We start from the raw sequence: 24,862 nt of genomic DNA, 5'->3' as shown, positions 1-24,862 counted from the left end.
TTCTTTCTCTACATCTTAGTTTTAAAATTATATTTTTGTGTGCCTCGTTAAAACAATGAGCAGGCTTGAATAAATAATTGAAATTATCCCCACAAAAGTTAAATGTTGATTATACTCACAGCTGGAGAACTAAGCTTATAAGGGAGGGAAAAGCTTTGAAGATTGCAGATTTAGAACTAAATAACTTATATTTTAAATCAATTATTGATAAATACAATTTAGAGGTTAAAGATACTGATACTATTACAGATGTTATTCACCGATTTCTGTTCTCAAACCAATCCATTGTTCAACTAGAAGGTAGTAGTATAATGTCAGAAGAAATTAAGAACATATATTATTCTAAGTTAAAAACACTTGTTTCAAAAGGAGCACCCATTGATTTCTTTTTAACAACATTTTCACCTAAGTTTAAAAAAGAACATATCTCGAACGGTTGGATCCATCCCGACATTGCTGATTTTATTACTCTTATCCATTTACAAATGGTTGCAAAAACAATACGAGAGATTTATCCATATAATTTTAGATTTATCATTGCATACAAAGGGGATCTATACCAAAGAGTAGGGGGATGGACAAAAGAAGAACTTGATCAAACATATAAAATATTACAAGAATTAAATTTAGCAGCTGAAAAAATAACAGGCACTCGAAATTCTATTGTTTTAACTAGATGGACAGAGATGTTTGGAGATAATTTATATGAGTTTGAAAACAGATGGGAAACCAAATCAGAGCACTACTATAAGTTATGGAACGATAAAAGAGAGCCCTATTTTTCACAAATTGAAAAATGGAAAGAGAACCTTGTCCCATACCTAGATGTTGAACCGGATTTTTCTGAAGTGTTTAATTTTTTTCTCACAAAAGAATCTTGTCGCATTAGAGCATTCAACAACTTAATTTTTAGAGAAGGTAGAGCACTGCATTTGCTGAAAAAGTTAAATCCTAATTTACTTATTGCTCACACCAGTAAAAAGAGTAAATTTTTTAGCATTCTCTTGAATCCTTACTTTCAAAATCGATCACATTTAAGAATGGCAGTCTGGGACAAGCGTTGGAGTATGGAGAATTGGGAATCAATTAACGAAAAGAAATATGAACCAGTTTACTTAGAAGAATACAATTACCCATTTTTCTTTAAAAAATAAATAACAAAAAGCCTGAATGATTAAATCTCATTCAGGCTTTTTGTTATGAGTTAAACCCATTGTTTCAAAGAATTTTTTTGCTAACTCTTCTTCTGGAGTTCGACTATTTGTTATTGCATCAAGACCTCTAGAGTGCATCTTTCCTTCAATTGCTTCAGATGCAACTATTTTTGTTGCCATTAGCTTTGTAATATCTTCTTGAAATGATTGTTTGTAGTAAAGGTAATAGATTGTGCATTGCTTGGTTTGTCCTATTCTTCTTGTTCTTCCACGCGCTTGACGCTCAGTATAAACTTGATAGTCCATCTGGTATCTTACAATAGGAGCAAAATCAATTAGGTTTGTTCCTGTCTTAACTAGCTCAGGATTGGTGATTAGAACCTCTGTACCTTGTTTGACCTCCGCTTTAATGTATTCTTCGCGTTTGTTTTTAGGCACTTTCTTTAAGGTGCCGTCACAAGAAATACTATGTTCTGTATTTTTGTTGAGAACTGTAACCCGATATCCTTCTTCTTCTAATTTCTCTTTTATATAGTCATTAATACCATCGTTTGTATAGTATGTATAAACAATTACTCTATTTTGATTTTGTACAACTTCTTTTTTTACTATTGATTTTAATGCATTAATTTTTCTGTCATCTTCGTTCGCTATAACTTTAGTTAAATGAACTAAGTTACCGTCTTCGTCTTTAATTTCTCTTTGTATCGTTGGCATATCCAGATAAGAATATAACAGAGGCATTAGGGCTTTAAATAACTTCACATCACCCTTAGTAGCTGCAGCTACCGCTAGTTCTAATTCTTGTTTTCCTTTTAGTAACTCTTGAGATGGTTCTACCTCAACAACTTCGGTTTCTATTGCAGGCAACGCTGTTTCTAAATCATCTAGGGTAATAAACACACTTGTTGACTGAAGGAACATAGGGAAAATAATAGGGGATATACCAGGCTTTGATTTAGGCGCTATAGTAGTTCTTTTTTTATCAGACGTTATGCGGTATCTTTTTTCAGTTACACCGAAGGCAACTTGGAATTTCTCAACATCACCAATTTCAAATCCTGCTTTTTTCATTTTTTCTGGAAATAGCATAAAGAATGTAAAGAAGAGGGATTTTGCATATCCGTTCATTAAAGTTCCTGTACCTGTAATAACCTTTGGTACAGATGCAATTAATTTTCCGGCAGCCTGTGTTCTTGCAGAAGCACTATTTTGAATTTCGTGTACCTCATCAATGATTAAGTGAGTAAAAACATTCTTTAGATTTTTAAAAATGTAATCAGCGATGGGCACTTTATGAGGGGATACTTGTTTTTTTTCTTTTGTAGTACCATTCATTTGCAACTCAGCCGCTCTCAGTCCTGACAGTTGAGTTTTTTTGGTTTTAGTGGGTTTCTCGTCATACTTCTTTCGTGTGTCTTCTATAAGCCTTCTGAGGGCTTTTAAGTCTCTAGGGAAAAACCCTACACTTGTGTATACAAAAGGAGATTCCTTAGCTTCTCCGGAAGCGAATTCTTTATAAGAAATTGCTTCTTTGTTTGTGGTTCCCCAAAGAATTGTCTGACACGTATTACATTTTCTATTATTGTATCTTTCAGTAGCATAATGGTCATAAGGAACGGGGACATATATAAATTTTGTTGCGTTAGGATCAGTGTATGTGTTTTTAATTCTTCTTTTTTGAATATCACCGCAGTGTGGACAAACAAATACTTTTTGAGACTTATATTTGTTTGGTTGGTTTTCTATAGGTAATAGGTGAGTTTCCCACCTTACCATTGGCATAGTGGCATAGCCACTCTTCGCGGAATTTTGAGGTAATATAAATACTCGAGGCTTTTCATCTAGTAGTAATCCTTGCTGTTCGTATTTCATAATATCTGTTACAGAATTTATATGATGGTAAGTCGCTTCTTTTAATGTTTCTTCTGTCTCTCTTTGCCAAGCAGACTCCACTAAATGATCTGGAGACATTACTAAGAGCTTCATCGTTTTTTGGGAATACAACGAGTCCAAAAAAGCAGTAGAGGACATAATGTATGTTTTCCCAACACCAGGTTCACCAACTATATTTACTCTTTTTTGTTTCTTTAGAGATTTTAAACCTGCTTCTATAGCATCTAGTTGGACGGATATAGGATCTCTACCTAAACGTTTTAAGTATTTGGTGGTTTGTTCTCTTATTACGCCATAATGATGTTGTGCAACTGATATACTCTCAATTCTTTGCTTAAATGTGCTAGCATAATCAGGCATATACGTGTCAAAGCCATCGTAACGCTTCGTTAGCTTGGAGGTTTTAGAAATTTTAATCCATCCTGCTATTAGCCCCCTAGAAACGATTTCTCGAATTTCAGTTTCATTAATAATTATCTCATATGCAATTAAATCTCTAGGACAAGCAATTACTTCTAAGTGTTGCAACCTGTTTCGCTTAGCTAATTCTTGCACTAAGTAATCAACCCATTGATAATACATAAGCAACATTTCTGCTGTCATTATTTCATTTTCTGTCTTAACAACCCCATCATTAACATTTTTTAAAATAACTTGAGCTTCTTCTATAGATATAAATAGTTCTCCTGCTAACACTTGCGGAATTCTCACATCAGGGAAGAGCGGAGAAACGATGTTATCTCTAACGTATTCAAAAACAATTGTTTGTAAATGTTCCGCCTCTTCTTTAGGTAACATTACAATCGGGTAAGATTCTACTGTTTGATCTATTACAAGGTCTTTTTTTCTAATTAGCGTTATCCGATGGCTATGTTTTTTCCCTGCTGTTTCTCTTTTTTCAAAGTTAGAGAATTTTTTAATAGTGAATTTTGTCTGATCGTAATTGTAGAAGGGGTGTCCGTGTATTTTACCAGAAGCACCATTATTTTTCTTGACTAGCTTATTAATCTCAGACTTTGTTTCATACAGGGAAACCGCTAATATCTCTAGCTCATTTTCTTTTTCAGTCCTCTTAGCAATTAGGAGGTCAGTATTAAAATTAAAAGAGCGTTCACCGTTATGTAAATCTAACCTTAAGCTATCTAAGGAATTGTGCATATCTAATTTTAAGTTGTCTAATGAACGGTCCAAACTTTCACCTTACCTTCTTTAGTTAAAATCATCATCATCTTCTGTTTCATTAGAAAATAATTCTACATATTCTCCTGTCTGAGCAATTAAAGCAATAGACACAATAACGTTACTTTTTTTCTCACTAATTTCCACAACTTTATTACCGTCCTTATCTAATTTTTCTTCCTTTTCCTCTGTTTCGCGTTTAACTATTTTGGTTGAGAACAAGTGATCAAATCCAAACTGTTTTCCTACTTTTTTCTTTAATACCTCATCTACATATCGACCATTAATAATTTCGGAAGTTGCAATAGCGGGTACGTGGTCCGGCTTATATTCAATTAGTGGATTATCAAGCTGCTGTAGTTTGTTTCGAGGTTGATAATAATCAAAGAGAAACTCAGTAGAATCTTCCTGATTTTCAAACTCTGTTCGAATATCGTGCATATCGGTATATTTACCTCTAAAAGTTTTAACTTCTTCAATATGCTTCGTATAGTAGTTAATTACATCAGTCATTTGTGAGGGTAAACGTTGAGGTTGGTACTCTATTTTTTGAATCTCTTTTTTAGAGTGTTCTTTAGGGGTTCCATAACGAAGAACAAAAACTATGTTTCCAATTTCATCATTTGTGTTAATAGCGGCTATTAACTCATTATTACTAAGAATGTTTTTTACGTCATCAATTCGATAGAAGGGGTAGTTGAAAACAAAGATTCCTTGTTGCCTTGTTAGCTTTTTTCTGTAAAAATTATAGATTTCACTTTCTATATAATAATTTCGTTCATCGCCAAAATTTATGTAGTGATTTGCACAAAACGAAATATCAGCCCATAGAGAGCTTACTTCAGCTAGTCCGTTACGTGCGGTTTCGATACCTTTCTTTCTTGAATCAGCTCCACAATCTATATCTCGATCTATTCCATATAAGTTTATTTCTTTTTTATTGGGGTTCATCAATGCTTTTTTTATGTGTAAGGCAATATCTCCACCATTTAATTCATTCACAAAAACAGAAACATCATTAGTTATTTGAATATGCTTAGCGATTTCTATAAACCACTGCTCACCAAACCTATGTTTTTCATCAAAAATAATGTTCTTAAACTGCCTGTCGTTATCTTTAATCATTAAAATAAGATCTAATATATTTTGAGTTTCCTTCATAACTAGTTCGTTCATTTCTTCATTTGTTCCACCAGACAGAACAATTTTATTTCCGCCAACTAATAATCTTTGCACCGCACTAAATACATTTTGGGCGTATTCATAATTTTCTTTAATAGTTATAAAATTAAGTTCGTTAGCAGCAGGAAGCATATACTCAACATCACTTTCGAAATCTGATGCATTCCGACTATTAACAGGCTTCCTCATTGTTCCTTCCGTTTTAAAACTAAACCTATTGTGTAGCCGCTTTGCTCTATATTCTAGTTCTTTAATTGCTCTAAGGGAAAATGTCATATAAAACCTCTCTTTCAAACCATAAAGTAGTTAATTAGTAAGAATCATCCTCAAGTTCAAATTCTTTATTTAGCAAGCTGTAAAGTTTATCAGGAAACTCATAGATACTGTCATTATTAAGAAAAATTACACTTTCGTACATTCCCGCACCTTTGTTGTCTTTTCGCTCAAAGTATCGATTTTCTACTTCATCACCAGAAAATATTCCAATTGTCTTAACTCCAAGCTCCTTTAATTCTTGAGTAGCATTATATACGTCGGACATAGCTGCTACGCCACTATAGTTACGCGAAGCGGGTTGACCGTCAGAGAGAACAATTAATAATTTACGATCTGTTTCTGCGTGCCCGGCTAAGTGTTTTCCGGCCATACGAATATGCATTCCATCACGGTTAGCATTTCTTGCACCTATAGAACGTATTTTTAACCCTTCTTTTTTATCAAAACATCCAGTGAAGGGGACAATAGGAGCTATATTCTCCGTATTACCAGAGTCAAATGCCCATATTGAATGCCTCCATCCAATGCTTTTTAATACTTCGTGAAGAAAAAGCGCAATCATCTGATTAACCTTATATCTAGGTAAACGTTCTTTGTTTTTTTGATTTAGCACTTCAACGCTGTTTGAACCAGAGCAATCAACTAATAACATTACATCCATAGCCAATCTTTCATCATCAGGATACTGTTTTTTAAAAATATCTACTTCATCAAACGCTATAAATCTTGTTAAAGCATTAGTATCCAGGGAGCCTGATTTCTGATTGTATTCCCAATCCTCAATTTTTGTTTGTTTTATTCGTTCTAATTTGGAAGTAGTTCGTAAAATAGGAAGTCTTAAATCATTTTTTAAAGATTCATAGTGGCCTATCGAATACTTGTCAATTTCAATAGGTTTGCGGATATTAACTTTTCTTCGAGAGTGAAGGGGTGGAAGATCTTTAATTAACTCAGCTATTTCTTTTTCTTCCTTTTCTATTTGTGACTCAAGTCTCTCATTTGTAGAGGTGTTTAAGTAGTTATTTATAATGTCGCTTGTTATATCCTCTCTTTCTAGCCTGAGAACCTCTTTGTTCATTCGGGATACTAAATCATCTAAAATATCTTCAGCGTCTTTAGAAGCTAATTCTAGGCTCTTAGTGATATCTAAAACAACTGATTTGTCAGGCGCGTCTTTATCGCCGGAATTCTGACTACCAGGAAGACTCGTTTCTATTTGTTGTCGTTCAAGCGGAGTATTAGTGCCTGTAGCTTTTAATTTACCCATTAGCTTTTCTATTACTTCATCTACATAGAAGTTACTATCATCTATGTCTATTTTTTTAAATAAAATCATTATTTCATCTGCATAGCCAGCTACGTCTTTAGTTGACTTTGCCATTGTAGCTTTACGAACAATTGGTAACAAGGATACTAGTATTTCATTTGTTGTAGAATCTGCTGTTTTTAAAGGCTTATTTATGAAACCTAAAAACAAGAGGGAGTTTATAAGTACATTAAGCCTATCAACATCATTAGCTATCTTAATATTTTTAATCTTTTCACTTACCTCTTGTACGATATGAAAACGAACCATTAGGAACAATTTTTTATAAAAAGGATTTAATTCAGCTACCTGATTTTCAATACGATAATCTTCAAGAATATTAATAACACTTTTTGCGATATTTTTACTTTTCTTATGCTTATGAGGAGCTGTATTAATGAAAGTAGCGTAGTGCTTAAAGTTTGTAAAAATAACGTGAGCGAGCTCGTGAACAATAACCCCTTGAGCTTGTCTATATACAATGTTGTTATTATCACGCTTAAAAACAGGAAAATTCTTACCCACCACTATTGTTTTACCAGTCGTATAACATTCTTTTTCATCGTTAAAAACAAGCCTTGTCATTTCTATCTCTTGCATTTTACTTGTAGATACAATATCCTCTATATCTGCTATTGCTCTTCTCAAGAACGCATCTAAGGATTTTAATATCTGCGGGTTTTCTAAAATCACAAAAATCCTCCTATTAAGAAAACCTCTCTAAAAGGAGAGAGGCTTACTTTTAATGTTACATCGTAGTTGTTTAGGAATTAAGAAGTTCGTTTGGATCGACACCCAATTCATCTAATAGCTCGTCACTTGATAACACTCCAACAATTTCAGCTGCAAATTCGTCAAATTTATCTAACATCATTTCTAATGCTAATTGGTATCCCAAAACAGGAACAATTTTAGCCAATAGAATAATGTTTCGAGTGGAGGCAGCCAATACAGGAATGTAACCTTTTTTAGAGGCAACCGTTAACTCAAGATAGATTTTGGTCAACTTCACAATATCAATTTCTTCTAGTTCTGGTGCACCTATTTTTTTAGCCTGCACATTCTCTCTTTGTGCTAAGTTTCTTAGTAGTGTTTTCATTTCATTCTTTCCAAGGTAAGTCAATATAATGGAAGCGGTGCGATCACTTGTAGCTTCATTAATCTTTTTTACTCCCGCATATCCAATGTTCATAGCAGAAATAAAGCGATAATCTGTATGACCTACAACAGTTTCTTTAGCTACATCGTTATAAAATGTTTTTCGATGATCGGTAGCTCCGTTTACAATAGCTAGTACATCAGGACGCATCATATTAATTTCATCAATATAGAGGATACCTCCCCATTTCATTGCTTTTGTCATTTGACCATCTTTTGTAACAAGTCTCCCTTTTCCTACAATATCTTTTTCTCCCACTAATGTAGCTTTGTTGGATTCCAATGAACCGTTAATACTAAATAAGGGAAGGTTTAAAAGACACGAAATTGTTTCTACCAACGTGGTTTTTCCTGTGCCGGCTTCTCCTTTAAGGGACAGAGGTTGGTCACGCATCATTGCGGCCAAAGCCTTTTCAATTACCGGGACTTTCCCTATGTAGTGAGGTTTTTTTTCAATTCTATCAACAACTTCTTGAGGTGCGTTTTTAAATCTATTAGCATTGTGTTTACGGTAAGATAAAACCCATTTTATTAGAGCGCATCTTACACCACGTTCTATTAAAAATTGTTCTATGTATTTTCCGTCGTTATATAAGGGAGGGAAAACAATTGCTTGTTTCACCTTACCTTCGCTTAAGTGATCATATTCTATTCTATTTAAATCTTCTTTGAGAATATCTTCAGGTGTATGTGAGGGCTTTAAAGTTTTTCTAGAAGTTGTTGTTACATCGGATTGGTTATAGGGGTTATCCTTAAAGCTACTTTCGTGGTTTTGTTCTTCAGGAGGGTGTTTAAGTTCTGTTATTTGCTTGTCTTCCTTCGAGCTACTTATTTCTTCTAAAAGTTCACCATTAAATAAAATTTCAAATTCAGATTCCTCTGTATAAAGGATGTAAAGTTCAAAAAGTTTTTCAGAAACGTCATAAACACTTAAGGAGTTATTTTTCTTTAAATCTAGCCCTAGTAAATTATAGTGATATTCAAGCCAATATAGAGCTTCTGCTACATTAGAATCTGTAGCACCATTACGAGTTAAAATTGGACTTCCAATTGACATTCCTTCTACAGAAATAAAGATGTCTTCGCCATACAAAACACCAGTTTCTTTTTCAAACAGGTTTAAAACAACTGCGTTCTTACTTAAAAACTTTTTCATATAATGGGCTCCTGTTATTTATTTGAGCACATTATATTTTTTTATTTACGTTAAAAGAAGGTAATATAGCTTATTTTTCATCTCATAAAAACAATTTATAAAATATTCAAAAAAATAAATGTAAAAGCATTTTTCTTCCTAAATTAAAAAATTAAGAAACATAAAAGGCTAAGCTTTAAATTTGGAAAGCTTTAAAATTCGCACCAATTAATTTCTTTAACACGAAAGGGGTCTTCGTATGAAAAAAATAGGGTTAGCTTGGCAAATACTAATCGGACTAATTTTAGGAATTGTTGTAGGAGGGGTATTCTACGGGAACCCTAATGTCCAAACATACTTGGAACCAGTTGGGACAATTTTCATTCGGCTCATTAAAATGATTGTTGTTCCAATCGTAGTCTCAAGCTTAATTGTTGGCGTAGCAGGGGTAGGCGACATAAAAAAACTGGGGAAGATTGGTGGAAAGACACTACTATATTTTGAAATCATTACAACTATAGCTATTATTCTTGGGTTAGTAGCGGCCAACGTATTCCAACCTGGTAAAGGTATTGATATGTCCTCCTTATCTAAAGGCAATATCCAAACTTACGTAGCTACAACAGAACAAGTAGAATCTCATAGTCTAGCAGATACGTTTATTAACATTGTTCCTCAAAATATTTTCTCCGCACTAACAGATGGTAATATGCTAGCTATTATCTTTTTCTCTGTACTATTCGGTCTTGGTGTGGCAGCTATTGGAGAAAAAGGAAAGCCGGTTCTTCAATTCTTCCAAGCAACAGCAGATGCAATGTTCCACGTCACTAACCTCATAATGAAATTAGCACCATTAGGTGTTTTCGCTTTAATTGGCGTAACGGTTTCTAAATTTGGTATATCCTCTCTAATCCCATTAAGTAAACTTGTTATCCTTGTATACGTAGCAATGTTCGTATTCATAGTAGTGATATTAGGTCTTGTAGCAAAATTATGTAAGTTTAATATCTTTAACTTATTCAAAGTTTTAAAAGATGAACTTATTTTGGCTTATTCAACTTCAAGTTCGGAAACAGTACTTCCAAAAATCATTGAAAAAATGGAGAAGTTAGGCTGCCCTAAATCAATTATTTCCTTTGTTATTCCCACCGGCTACTCGTTTAACCTAGACGGATCTACTCTATACCAATCAATTGCAGCTATCTTCATTGCTCAATTATACGGAATTGATATGTCACTAATGGAACAAGTTTCGTTAGTTTTAGTCTTAATGATAACTTCAAAAGGTATTGCTGGAGTCCCTGGAGTTTCATTTGTAGTACTCTTAGCAACATTAGGTTCCGTAGGACTTCCAGTAGAAGGATTAGCGTTTATTGCTGGTATTGATCGCATTTTAGATATGGCACGCACAGTAGTAAATGTTATAGGTAACTCTTTAGCGGCTATCGTCATTTCTAAATGGGAAGGACAATACGATAAAACAAAAGAAGAAGATTATTTAACTAGCCTAGAATAATACAAAAACTAAAGCCAAGAAGTAAAATTAACTTCTTGGCTTTTTCTTTTTACTAGTCTAATTAAAAATAATAGTGCGACTAAATAGGGTTATGAAGGATCTATTGCTTGTTTTCGTTATTTTCTTGGTCTTTACCAGAGTTTAATGTATATGCAGGTTCTACATCGTATGTTAAGTCCCGTTTCACTATTCTTTCTTCTTCATCATTACTTCTTGTTAAAGCGAGATAATACCACACACATAATCCAAATGCTACAAGAGCACCTAGGCCAATCATTATTAAATTAGAAACTGACAAAAAATCAACTCCCTTAGACAAAAGGACAACCAAACAATATATGCATCAAAACTTCTAATGTTCTTTTTAAAAACAAATAAAAAACCGCTTAAGCGGTTTTTCTATTCTAGATAGTCAGTAGACGTTATTGATTTAGTTTTTATAGTTCCATTGTTCATATCTAATGTCACTTCGTAGTCTGACACATTATCGGTGAAATTAGAATCGTCTTGTTTTGTGTAAATCTTTACTTTTACTTTATATTGAGCTTCCTTGCTGTTTACAGTTACTTTTTTCATATTAATTATATCTGCAGTAACTTTACTACTTTGAAACATCTTGCCTAGCTGTTGATTTTCTTCGGTACCCGATGGATAGATCTTTTGTAGAGTAGTTACATCACCTAACGAAATAGCATTAAAATAGTTTACAATTGTATCTTCTGCTTTTAATACCATTGCTTTATCATCTTTAACCTTCTTATCTTTCTCATCTGTCTGTTTGGCAGTAACTACTTTCTTCTCAATTTTTTCTTCTTGAACTTTTTCCTTAGTTGTTACTTTTTCATTTTCTTTTTTCACTTCTTTTTGGTCTGTAGTCTTTTCTTCACTAGTCACCTGTGCACTTTGCTTTGTATCTGAACTTTCTTTAGTTGCAGTGTCATCGTTTTGACAAGCTGCTAAAGCAATCGCTGTTAAACCTGATAATAGAATTAATTTTGCCTTCACCAGTCATCACCTCTGTTATAACTTAAAATGAATTCTTATTTTCCCTTTTAAAAAGGGAACAGTTTTGGTATTTAGAAAGAGGTTAAAGACCTTTTAAAAGGGGAGGTGGGCAGTTTTGACAGCTAAAATATTTCACTTTCATCAACATAAACACGTAGAGTTTATTGATTTACTTCGTGAAAAACAAGAAATGCAATTTGATGTTCGTTTAGAGATTAATCAGTCTCCTTATACTCTAACTAATGTAATAATTGAAGGAATAAAAAAAGATAAAATTCGCTATAACTACGATTCTATATATCATAGCCCCAATAAAGACATTAATATTGATATATGCCCATTTTGTGATAAGCCTTTTGAAAATACAGTCTGTGAGAAGCTAACAAGTGAAAAAGACGACATTTTTTCTCAGGATATTAGTCGCCAGCTATTCTTTCCTATAATGTCCTACTATTACAATGACACCGAGCGCACAACCCTAAATAAATTAGTTAAAAAAGAAGTAGAAGACTTTAAACCTCTATTCTATGGAATGGCCGAGGGGATATTCATTCAATGCATCTTTAGTTACAAGGGTGAAATTTTATTATTTCAAGATGTTATAGACTCTAGAAAAAACGATGTACTACCTTTAATTTTTTATTTTAATCCCGATCAAAAAGAATTGAATTTATATATAGAATACCTTCTGCCAGAAAACTTAATGCCACTAACATCAGCCATTAGCAAAAGTATGCATAAACCTAATGTTGAGGTTTTCAATACAACTGGTATGGAGTTAACAAGATTGTACACAGAATTCCTAGAAAATAATCCTCAGTCTTAACCCTTGGTATAAAAGGGTTTTTTGTCTTTTTTACAGATTAAATGTTCTACTTCTCTTGATTTATTCAAGCTTTTGCTTATAACTAAACAACAGCATTTCCTTTCTAAAAAAACAGGAGGTTAATTTATATGAAAAAATTAACTTATGCAACGACAGGTTTAACTGTAGCGGCTATACTTGCACCTACGGTTGTATCTGCAGCTACCGTAACCGTTAAGAGTGGAGATACTTTGTATAGCATTGCTACAAAGAATAATTTATCTGTAAGTGAACTTAAAAATTTAAATAACTTGTCATCGGATACTATTAAAGTGGGACAAACACTATTAGTAAGTAAAACCGCTAGCGATAAACCAGCTACTACTACCAAAAAAGAATACCGTACCGTTACAGTTTCTAGTACTTTAAATGTTCGCAGCGGTCCAGGGACCAACTATTCTATTACGACATCCTTAAACGGTGGGACGGAAGTAGAGGTTCTTTCTAACACAAACGGATGGTATAAGATTTCAACCGGAGGAAAAGAAGGCTATGTATATGGTCAGTATCTTTCAGTCCCAAGGTATGAATCTCAAGAAACTTTAAACACAACCCCAATTACTACTACTCCAAGCACTTCACCTTCTTATTACAAAGTGCAATTGGGAGATACTCTTTGGAGTATATCAACGAAACATAACCTTACAGTTAACACGTTAAGATCCCTTAACAATTTAACAGGAGATACAGTTTATGTAGGTCAAAGCTTGTTAGTTTCTTAAGGCTCTACAACTGCACCAACAGTAACTCAGCCAACACAAACAGTTCAACCTACTAGTCCATCTATGACTTACAAAGTTCAAGCTGGCGATACTCTGTTTTCAATTGCAACCAAATTTAATATGAGCGTAGCCGCTTTAAAAGCAGCTAACAACCTAACAGCAAATACTATTTACGTAGGTCAAATACTTACAACAACATCAACAGCATCTGCTGCTCAACGAATATTTATAAAACCGGCAGAAGGTATCTTAACTTCAGGATTTGGACCAAGATGGTCTACACACCACGATGGTATTGATATTGCTAAGTCAGGAAACGTAGAAGCTCACGCAGCTGCAGGTGGCGTTGTTACTAGGTCTTATACATCAGATTCATATGGAGAGTGTATCTTCATAAGACACGAAATTAATGGCCAAACTTACGAAACAGTATACGCTCATATGAGAAGTGGTTCACGAGCAGTTCAAGTAGGCGATAAAGTAAAAACAGGTCAGTTTATTGGTTGGATGGGAAGTACAGGTCACTCTACAGGTCAACACCTGCACTTTGAGGTTCATAAGGGATTATGGAATGCTCAGAAATCTAACGCAGTAGATCCTGAACTTTACACAATCGGTCTCTAATGCTATTAAATTTAAAATTGCTGTAAGCAAAAGGTTAGTACATATTGCACAAAAAGAAATATGTACTAACCTTTTTTAATATTGTATTTCTTTGTAGAGGTGGTATTAAAAGTGAGTGCAAAGAAAGTATTATGCCCGAATTCGTTTTTAGATGATTATAGTAAGAAAGGCTATCTGGTAAAAGAAGATGAAAACTTTTTTTATGTTATTGATGCTCTGCTATATGAATGGTCGCATTATCTAAACCACGAATACCTAGAACTAATAACTCCAAATGAATTTATAAAGCCGTTTTATAAACCTATAGAATCAAACTTCCGAGATGTTTTAGAAGGAGATGAGTGGATATTAGATTTTAACATTAACTCGTTGGACGAACTTTTAATAAGTACTTTTTTCTTCGAGTTATTTTTACTTTATAGACGACAAAAGAAAGAAACAGTTTATGACTCATTTCATTTATCTTTAGAAAAGATGAAAGTAATTTTGAAATCTAGAGACAAAGGAGAAGCAATTTATAAAGAAGAGCAGTTTAATCAATTTCATAGTCTAATACACCAATTCTTCTTAACGAAATTTAACGTCTTATTTTTCTTCGAAACAAACAAATAAACCACTCTTAAGAGTGGTTTATTTGTTTGAATATTTGTTGCTGATGTAAGACATTTAGGATTTGCTCTTTTTCACTACCAGCTAATTCTGTTAACGGTAAGCGAACCTTTTCAGTCATTAACCCCATTTTCGACAATACATATTTAACAGGAACCGGATTTGGACTAAAAGAAGGGAATAATTGCTCTGAAACTTCTTTAATAAATTCCTGATAGTCTTTAGCGCTATCATAGCCCTTATTTTCATAGGCTTCTATGAGAGAATTAATTGCGTCTCCAATAACGTGAGAAGCAACAGAGACAATGCCCTTTGAACCAATGTCTAGATAATCAAATAGTGCAGGATCATCACCGCTATAAACATCCCATTTGCCTTCTGTTTGTTTTATAACATCTTGAAGCTTTTCTAAATCACCTTCAGCGTCCTTCAACATTACAATATTTGATAAGTTTGCCACTTTAACCATTGTTTCAGCATTCATTGTTACATTTGTTCTACCTGGGATGTGATAAGCCATAATAGGTTTGCTTACAGCATCATTGACACTTTCAAAATGTTTGTATAACCCCATCTGACTTGGCTTATTGTAATAAGGGCAAACCACCATAATTCCATCAACCATTTCATTCTCAGACCATTTAATAGCATTTCTTACTGTTTCTTTTGTATTATTCGTACCTACGTTCATAATAATTTTAGTTAGTTTATTTTTATGTTTATAGACTTCGCTTAATAGTTCTAATTTTTCGCGTTCTTCAATTGTTGGTCCCTCACCAGTAGTACCCGCAAGAACGAATGTTTCTGTACCAGTCTCTTCTAGATGTTTAACAAGTGGTTCAATTACTTTTAAATCTAAATTCAAAATTTCGTTAAGCGGTGTTACCATCGCAGTAATAATTTTTCCAAACTCATTCATCATAAAACAGCGACACCTTCCATTTTTAAATATTAGCTTCTTAAAAATTATATTTCTAAGTTAGTGTTCAAAGGAAGATTCCGCTACCTTTGATTAGTAAATAAACATCCCAATTGACTAAAAAAGATTCCTTGTTTCTTGTATTAAGCGGAAATTTTTTTATACTCCCCAAAACTCGTATGAGGGGAGGAGTTAAATTGATACATTATCTGAAAGACCATTGGAAGAAAATCTTAAATGTCGGATTATTTATAGTCGCACTTTTTATATTCTTCTATTTACTAAAACTTAGCTTTTTATATGCCGCTCCTATTTATTTTGCATTAGCCTTCTATGCAATATATAGACCTTTTATAAGGTGGCTAAATAAAAAGGGAATGTCATATAAACTAGCAACCGGCATAAGTGTTACAGTCATCTCATTAATTATGGTGGGATTAGTCGGTTCATTGGGAACTTTATTAGTTTTTCAAGCCCAAAACGTTGCTCACAATTTACCAAAGTGGACTACAAGTATTGAAGGCTCTATTCATAGTTACATAAATTCTTTAAAGTCACAGATAAACCAAGTCCCAGATAGCGTAACCGAAAATGCTAAAGAACAATTGAGTTCTGTAGGTGGAAAAGTAGGAGAGTGGACATACGGTTTAGTTTCTACGCTATTTACCAATGTATCACTTATAACAAAAGTGTTAACTCAAATTGTTATTGGCTATGTTCTTTCCATCTTTTTAGCCTTTGAATGGCCTAGAATACAAAGTTTTTTATCTAAGTCTGTACCAACAAATATTAAGAAATTTACTACATCGGTTTTTGGCGACACAGCAAAAGGTATTGGTAGCTTTATTAAAGCACAACTCGTTTTATTAACTTATACATTTGTCATTGTTTGTGTGGCACTCTTAATATTAAGAGTAGAAAATGCTTTATTATTAAGTGTTATTAGCGGTATCTTTGACGTACTACCACTACTAGGAGTTTCTACATTATTTGTACCTTGGATTATCTATTTATTCGTTATCGGAAAAACAACTTTAGCAATAGAACTTACCGTCTTATGGGTAGTCATAATTGCTTTTAGACAAGTGATGGAGCCAAGACTAACAGGGAATTCTTTAGGGATTTCTCCATTTTTAATGTTAGCAGGGATGGTTGTATCTGTAGCGGTCTTAGGTTTTATCGGAATTATCCTAGCACCAGTTATTCTAATAGTAATTAAATCTTTATGGGAAAAAGGATACTTTCACTTGTGGCTATTTAAAGAAGCGGCTAACAAAAAAATTCATACCCATTAAACAAAAAAGTAGAGTGATTAATTAATAATCCTCTACTTTTTTGTTTAGTTTATATTTATAACGCAAATTTTTTCTTAAGTTCTTTAGCTTTCTTCTCCAACTCAAGGTAATTAGCTTTGCCGCTTCCTAAGACAGGAACTTCCTCAATAAACTCAACAGATTGAGGGATGTACAATGCAGAAATTTTTTGTTGTTTTATAAACTTTTTTAACTCTCTATCTACAACATTCTTTTTTGTTGTATACAAAACAATTTTTTCGCCTTTACGTTTATCCGGAACACTAACGGCATAGAAGGATGAATCACCAAAACAATCTGAAGCCAATTCTTCAACTTTATTTAGAGATACCATTTCACCAGCAATTTTTGCAAATCTTTTTAATCGAGAAAGAATATGAAGGTAACCGTCCTCGTCAATTTTCGCAATATCACCTGTGTTGTACCATTCGCCACTAGGTACAAAACCTTTTCCGTGTATTAAATAACCCTTCATTACGTTAGGGCCTTTCAAGAGTAGGCTACCACCTTCAAAAATACCCTCAACTTTTTCAATTTTACTTTCAATTAGGGGAATAAGTTTCCCTACTGTCCCAGGTTTATGATGAGTAGGTGTATTTAAAGCTACAATTGGCGATGTTTCAGTAGCACCATAACCTTCTAAAATGTCTATTCCAAAATCACGTTTGTATTGTTCTTTTACATCTTTCTTTAATTTTTCAGCACCCGCTACAACAATTCTTAGCGATTGGAATTGTTCTGCTGTAGCAAATTTACCGTAGTTATTAAAGAACGTGTTGGTAGCTACAAATATTGTGCTTTTATCCTTATGGATCATTTTTGGTATGTCTTTATACCGTAAAGGAGAAGGATATAGGAAAGACTTAACATTCGCAACAAGGGGAAGGACAGCTCCGACTGTTAATCCAAATGTATGAAACAAAGGAAGTGGATTAAAGATTCGATCATTTGGGTTAATGTCTATTACAGCTAAAGCTTGCTTAATGTTTGCGTAGATATTTCTATGTGTTAAAATAACACCCTTTGGTTTACTCTCTGTTCCCGAAGTAAACAAGATTACTTCAGATTGTTTTCTTTTAATTATATTAGGTAACCTAGAACCAACGACTCCACGCACTTTATGTGTAACAGTAATTCCATCTTTTAAATCCTCTAAATAAACAACTCTAACTTTCTTCTCCATTTCCTCTATTACAGAATGTAGATCTGCAATCTCAACAAATTCTTTAGATGTTAAAATCGTTTTTAGAGAAGCTGTTTCAACACAATCCACAAGGCTTGGTGTGTCCATTGAAAAGTTCAATACACAAGGGACTTGTTTGTTTTTAAAGAGAGAAAACAAAGCAACAACTTGGGTAGTTACATTAGGAAGATACAATCCAACACGTTCTTCATTTTTAGTCGCTTCTTTAATTTTTTGACTTAATACGTTTACAGAAATTAAAAATTTATCGTATGTAAGAGAACTTTTCGTATCCTCTACAATTACTTTTTTAGGGGTTAACTTTGCTTGTTTCTTCATTTCGTCATACAAGTTAATTTCATTAGGTAATGTTAATTCCAAAAAAACGCCTCCCAGAGATGCAAAACATTATATTTATTCAAGAAAGAACAACCTTTCCCTCGAACTTAAAGAGTAGAGGGTAGGGTTCTAATATGTATACGCATTCAATTACTTATTGTGAAAAGTTAAAATAAAATTCATATTCGTGTTCAAACTACCTACTCCATCATAATGAATACACCGAAACTCCACAATAGCTATTGCTTACTTTTTCCTGTTTTTTAAAATATTTGATACTAGCAAGAAAAGCAGCCACAATAAACTTAAGAGTTATTGTGGCTGCTTTTCTTATTTATCTTCTTAATATGGTTTGTGCTCCCATTGAACACTCATATTAAAATGCGAATTATATTTATTTATATAAGCGTTACGGAAGACTACTCTTGCTATACCAGCTTGCACAATATTTTTCGTGCAATTTTCACAAGGCTCGTGCGTGCAATAGATAGTTGCTCCTTTAAGAAGGTGTCTATCTGACTGCAATATTGCATTGTACTCTGCGTGGAGCGTGCGAATACATCTTCCTTCTTCGTTCTTTAAGCATCCAACATCAGTACAATGCGGTTGACCTTTTGGTGAACCGTTAAAGCCATCACCAATTACTTTTTTATCTTTTACAACTACTGCTCCTACTTTTAATCTTTCACAAGTAGCCATTTCGGAATTTAATTCAGCTCTTCTTAAAAAATGTTCATCCCAACTTGGTCTAGTCAAACTAATCCCCCCTTAATTAAACTGTCAATTTTATTGAAAGTTGTATTAACTGAATCTACTGATGTATCAAATTTATACTTAAAGTATGTATTGTCTAACGCAATCTCAGTAGGGTGAGTTAATGCTTCACCGTTATATGTTTTATAAAGATTTAAGATGCGATTTCGTTGGACTTCAGGATCTACATCCAATCGTATTAGGGTATAATTCTGTTCGCAGAATAGGTCATATTCAACTTCAAGGCGAATATCATCACAAATTACTTTTTTCCCTTGGTTAATTAATAGTTCTGCTTCATTCAAAAATATTTGAACCCATACATCTTCTCCAAACGTAGCCCTTACTTTACTACCGACCTTTTGAGTTAGGTCTCGATAATAATCATTTTTTTCATAAATACCATTGTGATCCTTGATAAACACATTATGTACTCCGTGAAGAGAAACACTACTAGCAAAATGTCTTTCATATAACTCTTCTAAATCACCTAATACAACCTCTACCGGCACCATTACCTTATTCGTGTTTTCTTTAGGTAATATATCTAATAAGTATTTTTTTAACTCGTTTCTATCTTCAATTAAAAGGTTGCTAACCTTTTTAATTCGTCCACCAATAGGCAATACAACATACCCATACTCTTTAGCTAACAAATTTGAAATAGTTGTTTTTCCCGCAGTCATTTTACCGCTAAATCCAATCTTACTCGGAAGTTTCACAATATCACTCTCCCTAAAATATAAAGCTTGCTTCTTTAATATCTTATTTACTTTTCTACTTTTAGCGGAAAATAAATCTCTTTTTTAGTTTTCATAACTTTTTTTCCAATCCTTATTTTCATTTTTATATAATTACCTTTGACAACATCATAGAGAAAAGCTCAGAGGTGAAATGAATGGAAAATTTCTTTTTTTCGGTTCCAGCAAGTAAATTCAAAGAAAAACCCGTTAAGCAGAACAGTGAAATCTTTTTTGCACCTATATCTCACGAGATAGAGCAAGCGGTTCCTTACTTAGAAAATCATTGGAAGATGCAAGATAATCGAAATGATAGGCTAACCGATAGCGTAGTATACAACGCTCAAACGTTTAGTGAAGTGGAAAAATGTTATGAAAGGAATCCAAAAGGGGAGTTTACCTACTTGGCCCATAGATGGTATAACAAACGAACCAGTAGTGTAACGGAAGATATTTTCTGCTCGTACAACATAGCGAGAAAAGAGGAGAATATTAAACATAAAACCATCGATTTTTACATTATGGATGTCCCGTTTGACTTAAAACTGACAAGCTTCCCTAAGAGATTTAGAAAGCAGCGGAGTAATTATTCAAGTGATCGTACATACCGAAACGATTTAATAAGGTGGTTATATGAGAATCAAAGCAAGGGAAGGCGAAATCACGACAAAAATCGCATATTTGTGGTTTGTAAACACGATGATGGTTTAAACTCTCGAAACAACTTATTACTAAAAAAAGATTTTACCCAAATTGATCAAAAGGTTAAATTATTTCTTGATTATTCTTACAGCAAGTTAGAGCAAGGCGATGATCCCTTTAACAAAGTCACTTTAAATAACGGGACAACGGTTTACTCAGAAGTCATTTTTATTTATTAATAACATACATAACTTACATATACATACATACATACGTACTTACATAACATACATAACTTACATATAAAATTAAAATAGCAATAAAAACACTTACATATTTAAGTGATTAAATTCACTTAAGGAAATACCAAAAAACACATCTCAACCCTACAAGATCGAGATGTGTTTTTGTTTAGACTTTTTATTTTTTATTAGGTTTCTTTTCTTCTTTTCCATCCTGCTTTTCTATAGGATCTTTAATTTCAACTAATTGAAGTTCTGTCTTTGCGGGCAAAAACTTACTTCTTGCACGTTTCACTTTAACCAGTCCAATATCTTTTTGGTAGTAATAATAACGTGTAACCTTCTTATCAATTTCTGTTACCTCAATACAGTTATCAAACGTATCAAGCGGGGTTTTTACTTTTAAGTTTGCATCAGACAATCTATATTTTTTCTTTCCTACTGTCCACATTGTCCCTTCTACTAGTGGATATGGAATAATTTTAGTCATTTCGTTTTTTTGAATAAATTTTGTAGCATCGATATCTCCTACGGAGTCAGGGGAGGAAAGATAGTAAATACCATCAGATTCTTGAGAATAAAGTTGAACACCTTTTTGTTCAGAAAAAGATTGAACCTTGTTACCATCAAAATTTTGAAACTTTTGCTGAATGTAACCTTCTTTTTTACCAACTTCATATGTGTAAATTAACTTTTTATCAGGAGCAAACGCTATTTTGGGTGTTTCAATTTTCTCTGTTGTAGCAATGACCGGTTCTTTTTGCTCTGGGTTCTCTAAATCATATTTTTGATATTTCTTTGACTTTAATAGCAAATCAGATTCTACAACAACCTTATCATCTAAATTCGCCTCAAACTCTACTTCCCAACTAACTTTTTCTTTTCTTAGTATCTGTTTTCTGTCTCTTTGATCAATAATTTCCTTCTCTAATACCGATCCATCTTTTTTAAGTAGCTTAACGGAAAAGAGTTGATTATTGTTTGTTATAAGAGGAATAGGATTGTTTGTCTTATTTTCCATTGAAATTGTTACTTTTACTTTATTACCTTCCGTGTGTACATCTAAATCATAATTAACGCTGTAATTTTTAACTTCAGCATCTGCTTTAACAGAAGGTATATTAACGTGCTGCTCACCAACCTGACATCCAGAAATAAGAAGAAGACTACTAGCTAAACTCCCGATTAACATTTTTTCCACGATAAACACTCCATTTTTTGTACTTGTTTCCTTTACTTTTAGGTTCAAATCATTATGACAGTGACTAGAAAAAAACTAAAAGAAAGGGTGATGAATTTGAGATTGTACGTTTCTAACACAAAGGATCAAATGATATTTTTAGTATTTGATTTCCTTGCTTCAGTTTTACTGGAGAAAGAAGTAAAACTCATTTCTAATGGAACTCCTTACGATGGAGTAATCACTAAAATTACTTTAGATGAAGATGAGTTTGAATGGATTGAGTTTAAAGTTGATGAAGAAACAGTTCGTTTTCCTTTTTTAGAAGATTCAAAAGTTCGATTAGACAAAGGGCTATTCTACTTTGAAACAAAATCCAATACGATCCTCATTTATGTATAGGCGCTAATTCATAGCGCCTTTTTCTTATGGTTTATGAGCCTTTATTACAACTTGTCTCTTATACCGCTTAGATGACTATTTCTAAAAAAAGGGTTTATTCCTTGATAAGATAATGCCACTAATGTAGGTTCTAAAAAGCTATTAATATTATGAACTTTTGTAAATTCTTTTTTAAACAGGCAAGAACTCTTTTATACGAAAGGGGGATAACTTTGAATAAAAAATTTATCCTTACGGGATGTGCCTTACTCATCTTGTTACCTTTACAGGCTCAAGCTGAATCTCAGGAGACACCGACTTCTACAGCACCAGCTACTCCACAAACAACTTCACCATCTTCACCCCCTCAAAATACAGTAGTCGCACCTATTCAGGGAAACAAAGTTATTACTGAACCCACCACATCACCTCAAACCAACAATGCAGATATACAAAAAGAAATTGACTCTGAACAAGAACAGAAAAAATTAGACGCAGAAAAAAAGGTAGATGCATTAAAAGAGGACCTAAAAAAGAGCGAAGATAATAAGACAGTCATTAAACAACAAATAAGCGAAATTAGTAAGTATATAGACGAAACAGAAAAAACAATTACGGATATACAAAACAAGATTAACGAAACTCAAACCGAAATCACGAGTACTGAAGATAATATATTGTCGCTAACAAAGAGTTTAAGCGAAACACAAAAAGATATTGTTATTAAAACAGCGGAGCTAAACGAGCAAAAAAAGAAATTAGGCGAAACTATATCTTTTATGTACCAAAATAGAGACTTTGGATTTTTTCAGTTCTTCTTTCAAACCGAAAATTTACAAGACCTTATAAACGCTCACGAATTTATCAACATCATTGCTGACGAAAATGAAAAGATATATAAAGCCATAAAAAAACAGGAAAAAGCCTTAAAAAAACAGCAGAAAAAATTAGAAGATAACAAGAAGAAAGTAGAAGATCAAAAGAATGCTCTATTAAATCTAAAAAAGCAACAGGAAGTCCAAAGAGCTCAACAAGACGTAATTCTGAGCACTCATAAACAACACGAAACTGAAATGTCTAATAAGCTGATTGAAGAGGAAAATCAATCTAAGCAAATTATGGTAGAGATAAATAAAGTTTTGGAAGAAGTTAAACCAAACACTGGAACAGAAAACATACCCTTAAACCCTGATCAAGTTCTCACTAGCCCAATGAAGGCAGGCACATACACAATATCCTCAGTTTTTGGATACAGAGTGCATCCAGTACTGGGTCGAACTCTTTCTCATAATGGAATTGATATGGCAGCACCGTTAGGAACGCCTATTTACAGTGCCGGAACTGGTACAGTTTTATTCTCAGGCCCCGCTTCTGGTTTTGGTAATTGGATTGTTATTCAACACGACAACGGACTTTTTAGCATTTACGGCCATATGAGTAGCGAAAATCTTTATGCTAAGCAGGGACAACGAGTACAACAAGGACAATTAATATCTGCAGTTGGAAATCAAGGGCGTTCAACAGGTCCGCATCTACATCTTTCAATTGCAAATGCTTATAACGGCTCATCATTTTCTTACATAGATCCATTAAATGTTATTAAATAATGAACAAATAGCATAAGACTTTTTACTTACACGATTCGGAAATCACCTAAAAAAAATAATGGTGAAAAAAAACATTTTTTTAACTTTTTTAACTCTGAGTGGCATTATTTTATTGTTTGTGTTTATAATGGGTTAATTAAAAAATACATAAAAAACTATTTATATAAGAAATTAGACTCAAGGAGAGGGAAATGATGGAAAACAAAATTATTTTTGATACGGAAAATTCTACTGTTCAGCAAGAACCAAAAAACAAACCTATTATTTTATTAGATATTGACGATACAATTGCAGCGTTTGGACCGTTTTATTGGAACTTACATAATACAGTGTTTAATGATACTGTTAATTACTTAGACGTAATTGATTGGGATCTCGATAAATTTTCAAAGCGGGGTCCTGACGCTTATAAATTATTTAAGTACCCAGGATTATTTAGAAATTTGCCCCCTATGCCTTATGCAAAAGAATTTGTAGAAAAGCTGCGTAAAGTAGGTGAAGTAATCGTGGTGAGCGATTCTCCATCTGGAACTAGTTATAAAGAAACCGTTAATCTTGATTGCATTAGCGAGGATCATAAAATTGATTTTCCACATTCTAATCCAGCTGATGATAAACGAGCGTGGTTAAAAGAGCATTTTAACTTTGAAAAAGAAAATATTATCTTCACTAGTCGAAAAGAGCTCATAATGGGTCAAATTCTAATCGATGACAAGCCAGCAACATACGAAAAGTTCAAAATGCTTAATAGAAATTTTATCTTAATAGACGCTCCATATAACCAGCACATTCAAACTGATTGGAGAGCAAAAGACTTAAATCAAGCACTTGAAATGGTTTATAAAATGCTTGAGGAAATGAGCGAATTAGCTTCCTAATTAAAAACGTGCTAAAACACTTTAGTTTTATATCATACATAGAAAAGATCCACGCTGA

The 24,862-nt window shown here is 33.3% G+C and carries 21 protein-coding genes and 2 pseudogenes; 12 read left to right on the top strand and 11 right to left on the bottom strand.

Going from position 1 to position 24,862, the window contains the following annotated elements:
- Positions 1–155 precede the first annotated feature (155 nt).
- Complete coding sequence (locus tag WKH56_RS05705) at positions 156–1,154, top strand: L-tyrosine/L-tryptophan isonitrile synthase family protein (RefSeq protein ID WP_342834820.1); 999 nt, start codon at positions 156–158, stop codon at positions 1,152–1,154.
- Between the two features lie 27 nt (positions 1,155–1,181).
- On the opposite strand, the gene WKH56_RS05700 is transcribed toward WKH56_RS05705, so the two are convergent.
- The 4 genes from WKH56_RS05700 to WKH56_RS05685 form a co-directional block, all read right to left on the bottom strand.
- Entirely contained in the window at positions 1,182–4,241 is a 3,060-nt protein-coding gene (locus WKH56_RS05700) for a helicase-related protein (RefSeq protein ID WP_342834819.1), read from the bottom strand.
- 18 nt (positions 4,242–4,259) lie between these two features.
- Positions 4,260–5,705, bottom strand: a complete 1,446-nt coding sequence (locus WKH56_RS05695; protein ID WP_342834818.1) for a hypothetical protein — start codon at positions 5,703–5,705, stop codon at positions 4,260–4,262.
- 16 nt (positions 5,706–5,721) lie between these two features.
- On the bottom strand, positions 5,722–7,686 hold the full coding sequence (locus WKH56_RS05690; RefSeq protein ID WP_342834817.1) for a vWA domain-containing protein: 1,965 nt from the start codon (positions 7,684–7,686) through the stop codon (positions 5,722–5,724).
- Positions 7,687–7,756: 70 nt separating this feature from the next.
- The gene (locus tag WKH56_RS05685) at positions 7,757–9,307 is read right to left on the bottom strand and encodes an AAA family ATPase (RefSeq protein ID WP_342834816.1); all 1,551 of its coding nucleotides are present in this window, start codon (positions 9,305–9,307) and stop codon (positions 7,757–7,759) included.
- Between the two features lie 238 nt (positions 9,308–9,545).
- On the opposite strand from WKH56_RS05685, the gene gltP reads away from it, so the two are divergent.
- Positions 9,546–10,802 (top strand): glutamate/aspartate:proton symporter GltP, encoded by a 1,257-nt coding sequence (gene gltP, locus WKH56_RS05680; RefSeq protein WP_342834815.1) that lies wholly within the window; start codon positions 9,546–9,548, stop codon positions 10,800–10,802.
- A gap of 100 nt (positions 10,803–10,902) precedes the next feature.
- On the opposite strand, the gene WKH56_RS05675 is transcribed toward gltP, so the two are convergent.
- Both WKH56_RS05675 and WKH56_RS05670 read right to left on the bottom strand, forming a co-directional pair.
- Positions 10,903–11,100: a hypothetical protein gene (locus WKH56_RS05675; protein WP_316910764.1), complete on the bottom strand. Its 198-nt coding sequence runs from the start codon at positions 11,098–11,100 to the stop codon at positions 10,903–10,905.
- Between the two features lie 101 nt (positions 11,101–11,201).
- The gene (locus tag WKH56_RS05670; protein ID WP_342834814.1) at positions 11,202–11,807 is read right to left on the bottom strand and encodes a hypothetical protein; all 606 of its coding nucleotides are present in this window, start codon (positions 11,805–11,807) and stop codon (positions 11,202–11,204) included.
- A gap of 115 nt (positions 11,808–11,922) precedes the next feature.
- On the opposite strand from WKH56_RS05670, the gene WKH56_RS05665 reads away from it, so the two are divergent.
- The 5 genes and pseudogenes from WKH56_RS05665 (at position 11,923) to WKH56_RS05645 (ending at position 14,630) form a co-directional block, all read left to right on the top strand.
- Positions 11,923–12,633, top strand: coding sequence for a hypothetical protein (locus WKH56_RS05665; protein WP_342834813.1), 711 nt, complete (start codon positions 11,923–11,925; stop codon positions 12,631–12,633).
- A gap of 128 nt (positions 12,634–12,761) precedes the next feature.
- Positions 12,762–13,394: a LysM peptidoglycan-binding domain-containing protein gene (locus tag WKH56_RS05660; RefSeq protein WP_342834812.1), complete on the top strand. Its 633-nt coding sequence runs from the start codon at positions 12,762–12,764 to the stop codon at positions 13,392–13,394.
- Between the two features lie 63 nt (positions 13,395–13,457).
- Positions 13,458–13,559 (top strand): annotated as a pseudogene (locus WKH56_RS05655) (LysM peptidoglycan-binding domain-containing protein); the annotation flags it as partial.
- 60 nt (positions 13,560–13,619) lie between these two features.
- Positions 13,620–14,018 (top strand): annotated as a pseudogene (locus WKH56_RS05650) (M23 family metallopeptidase); the annotation flags it as partial.
- Between the two features lie 111 nt (positions 14,019–14,129).
- The gene (locus WKH56_RS05645; RefSeq protein ID WP_342834811.1) at positions 14,130–14,630 is read left to right on the top strand and encodes a hypothetical protein; all 501 of its coding nucleotides are present in this window, start codon (positions 14,130–14,132) and stop codon (positions 14,628–14,630) included.
- Between the two features lie 7 nt (positions 14,631–14,637).
- Here WKH56_RS05645 and dapA read toward each other — a convergent pair whose 3' ends face one another.
- Entirely contained in the window at positions 14,638–15,549 is a 912-nt protein-coding gene (gene dapA, locus WKH56_RS05640) for a 4-hydroxy-tetrahydrodipicolinate synthase (RefSeq protein WP_342834810.1), read from the bottom strand.
- 110 nt (positions 15,550–15,659) lie between these two features.
- On the opposite strand from dapA, the gene ytvI reads away from it, so the two are divergent.
- Entirely contained in the window at positions 15,660–16,841 is a 1,182-nt protein-coding gene (gene ytvI, locus WKH56_RS05635; protein WP_342834809.1) for a sporulation integral membrane protein YtvI, read from the top strand.
- A 55-nt stretch (positions 16,842–16,896) separates the two neighbouring features.
- Here ytvI and WKH56_RS05630 read toward each other — a convergent pair whose 3' ends face one another.
- The 3 genes from WKH56_RS05630 to WKH56_RS05620 form a co-directional block, all read right to left on the bottom strand.
- On the bottom strand, positions 16,897–18,423 hold the full coding sequence (locus WKH56_RS05630; RefSeq protein ID WP_342834808.1) for an AMP-binding protein: 1,527 nt from the start codon (positions 18,421–18,423) through the stop codon (positions 16,897–16,899).
- Positions 18,424–18,723: 300 nt separating this feature from the next.
- Positions 18,724–19,137, bottom strand: a complete 414-nt coding sequence (locus WKH56_RS05625; protein ID WP_342834807.1) for a deoxycytidylate deaminase — start codon at positions 19,135–19,137, stop codon at positions 18,724–18,726.
- A complete protein-coding gene (locus tag WKH56_RS05620; protein WP_342834806.1) occupies positions 19,134–19,856 on the bottom strand; it encodes a hypothetical protein in 723 nt (240 codons plus the stop codon). The genes WKH56_RS05625 and WKH56_RS05620 overlap by 4 nt, the downstream gene beginning before the upstream one ends.
- 176 nt (positions 19,857–20,032) lie before the next feature.
- Between WKH56_RS05620 and WKH56_RS05615 the strand changes: the two genes are divergently transcribed.
- Positions 20,033–20,755 (top strand): hypothetical protein, encoded by a 723-nt coding sequence (locus tag WKH56_RS05615; protein WP_342834805.1) that lies wholly within the window; start codon positions 20,033–20,035, stop codon positions 20,753–20,755.
- Between the two features lie 181 nt (positions 20,756–20,936).
- Here WKH56_RS05615 and WKH56_RS05610 read toward each other — a convergent pair whose 3' ends face one another.
- Positions 20,937–21,959 (bottom strand): hypothetical protein, encoded by a 1,023-nt coding sequence (locus tag WKH56_RS05610; RefSeq protein ID WP_342834804.1) that lies wholly within the window; start codon positions 21,957–21,959, stop codon positions 20,937–20,939.
- Positions 21,960–22,055: 96 nt separating this feature from the next.
- On the opposite strand from WKH56_RS05610, the gene WKH56_RS05605 reads away from it, so the two are divergent.
- The 3 genes from WKH56_RS05605 to WKH56_RS05595 all read left to right on the top strand — a co-directional run bounded on the left by WKH56_RS05605 (position 22,056) and on the right by WKH56_RS05595 (position 24,804).
- Complete coding sequence (locus tag WKH56_RS05605; protein ID WP_316910774.1) at positions 22,056–22,340, top strand: hypothetical protein; 285 nt, start codon at positions 22,056–22,058, stop codon at positions 22,338–22,340.
- Between the two features lie 212 nt (positions 22,341–22,552).
- A complete protein-coding gene (locus tag WKH56_RS05600; protein ID WP_342834803.1) occupies positions 22,553–23,926 on the top strand; it encodes a peptidoglycan DD-metalloendopeptidase family protein in 1,374 nt (457 codons plus the stop codon).
- Between the two features lie 194 nt (positions 23,927–24,120).
- Positions 24,121–24,804, top strand: a complete 684-nt coding sequence (locus WKH56_RS05595) for a 5' nucleotidase, NT5C type (RefSeq protein ID WP_342834802.1) — start codon at positions 24,121–24,123, stop codon at positions 24,802–24,804.
- Positions 24,805–24,862: the final 58 nt, after the last annotated feature.

It is taken from the genome of Priestia sp. SB1 (assembly GCF_038898415.1).
Note: the sequence above shows the minus strand (reverse complement) of the source record. Positions and strands in the feature narration are given on the sequence as shown.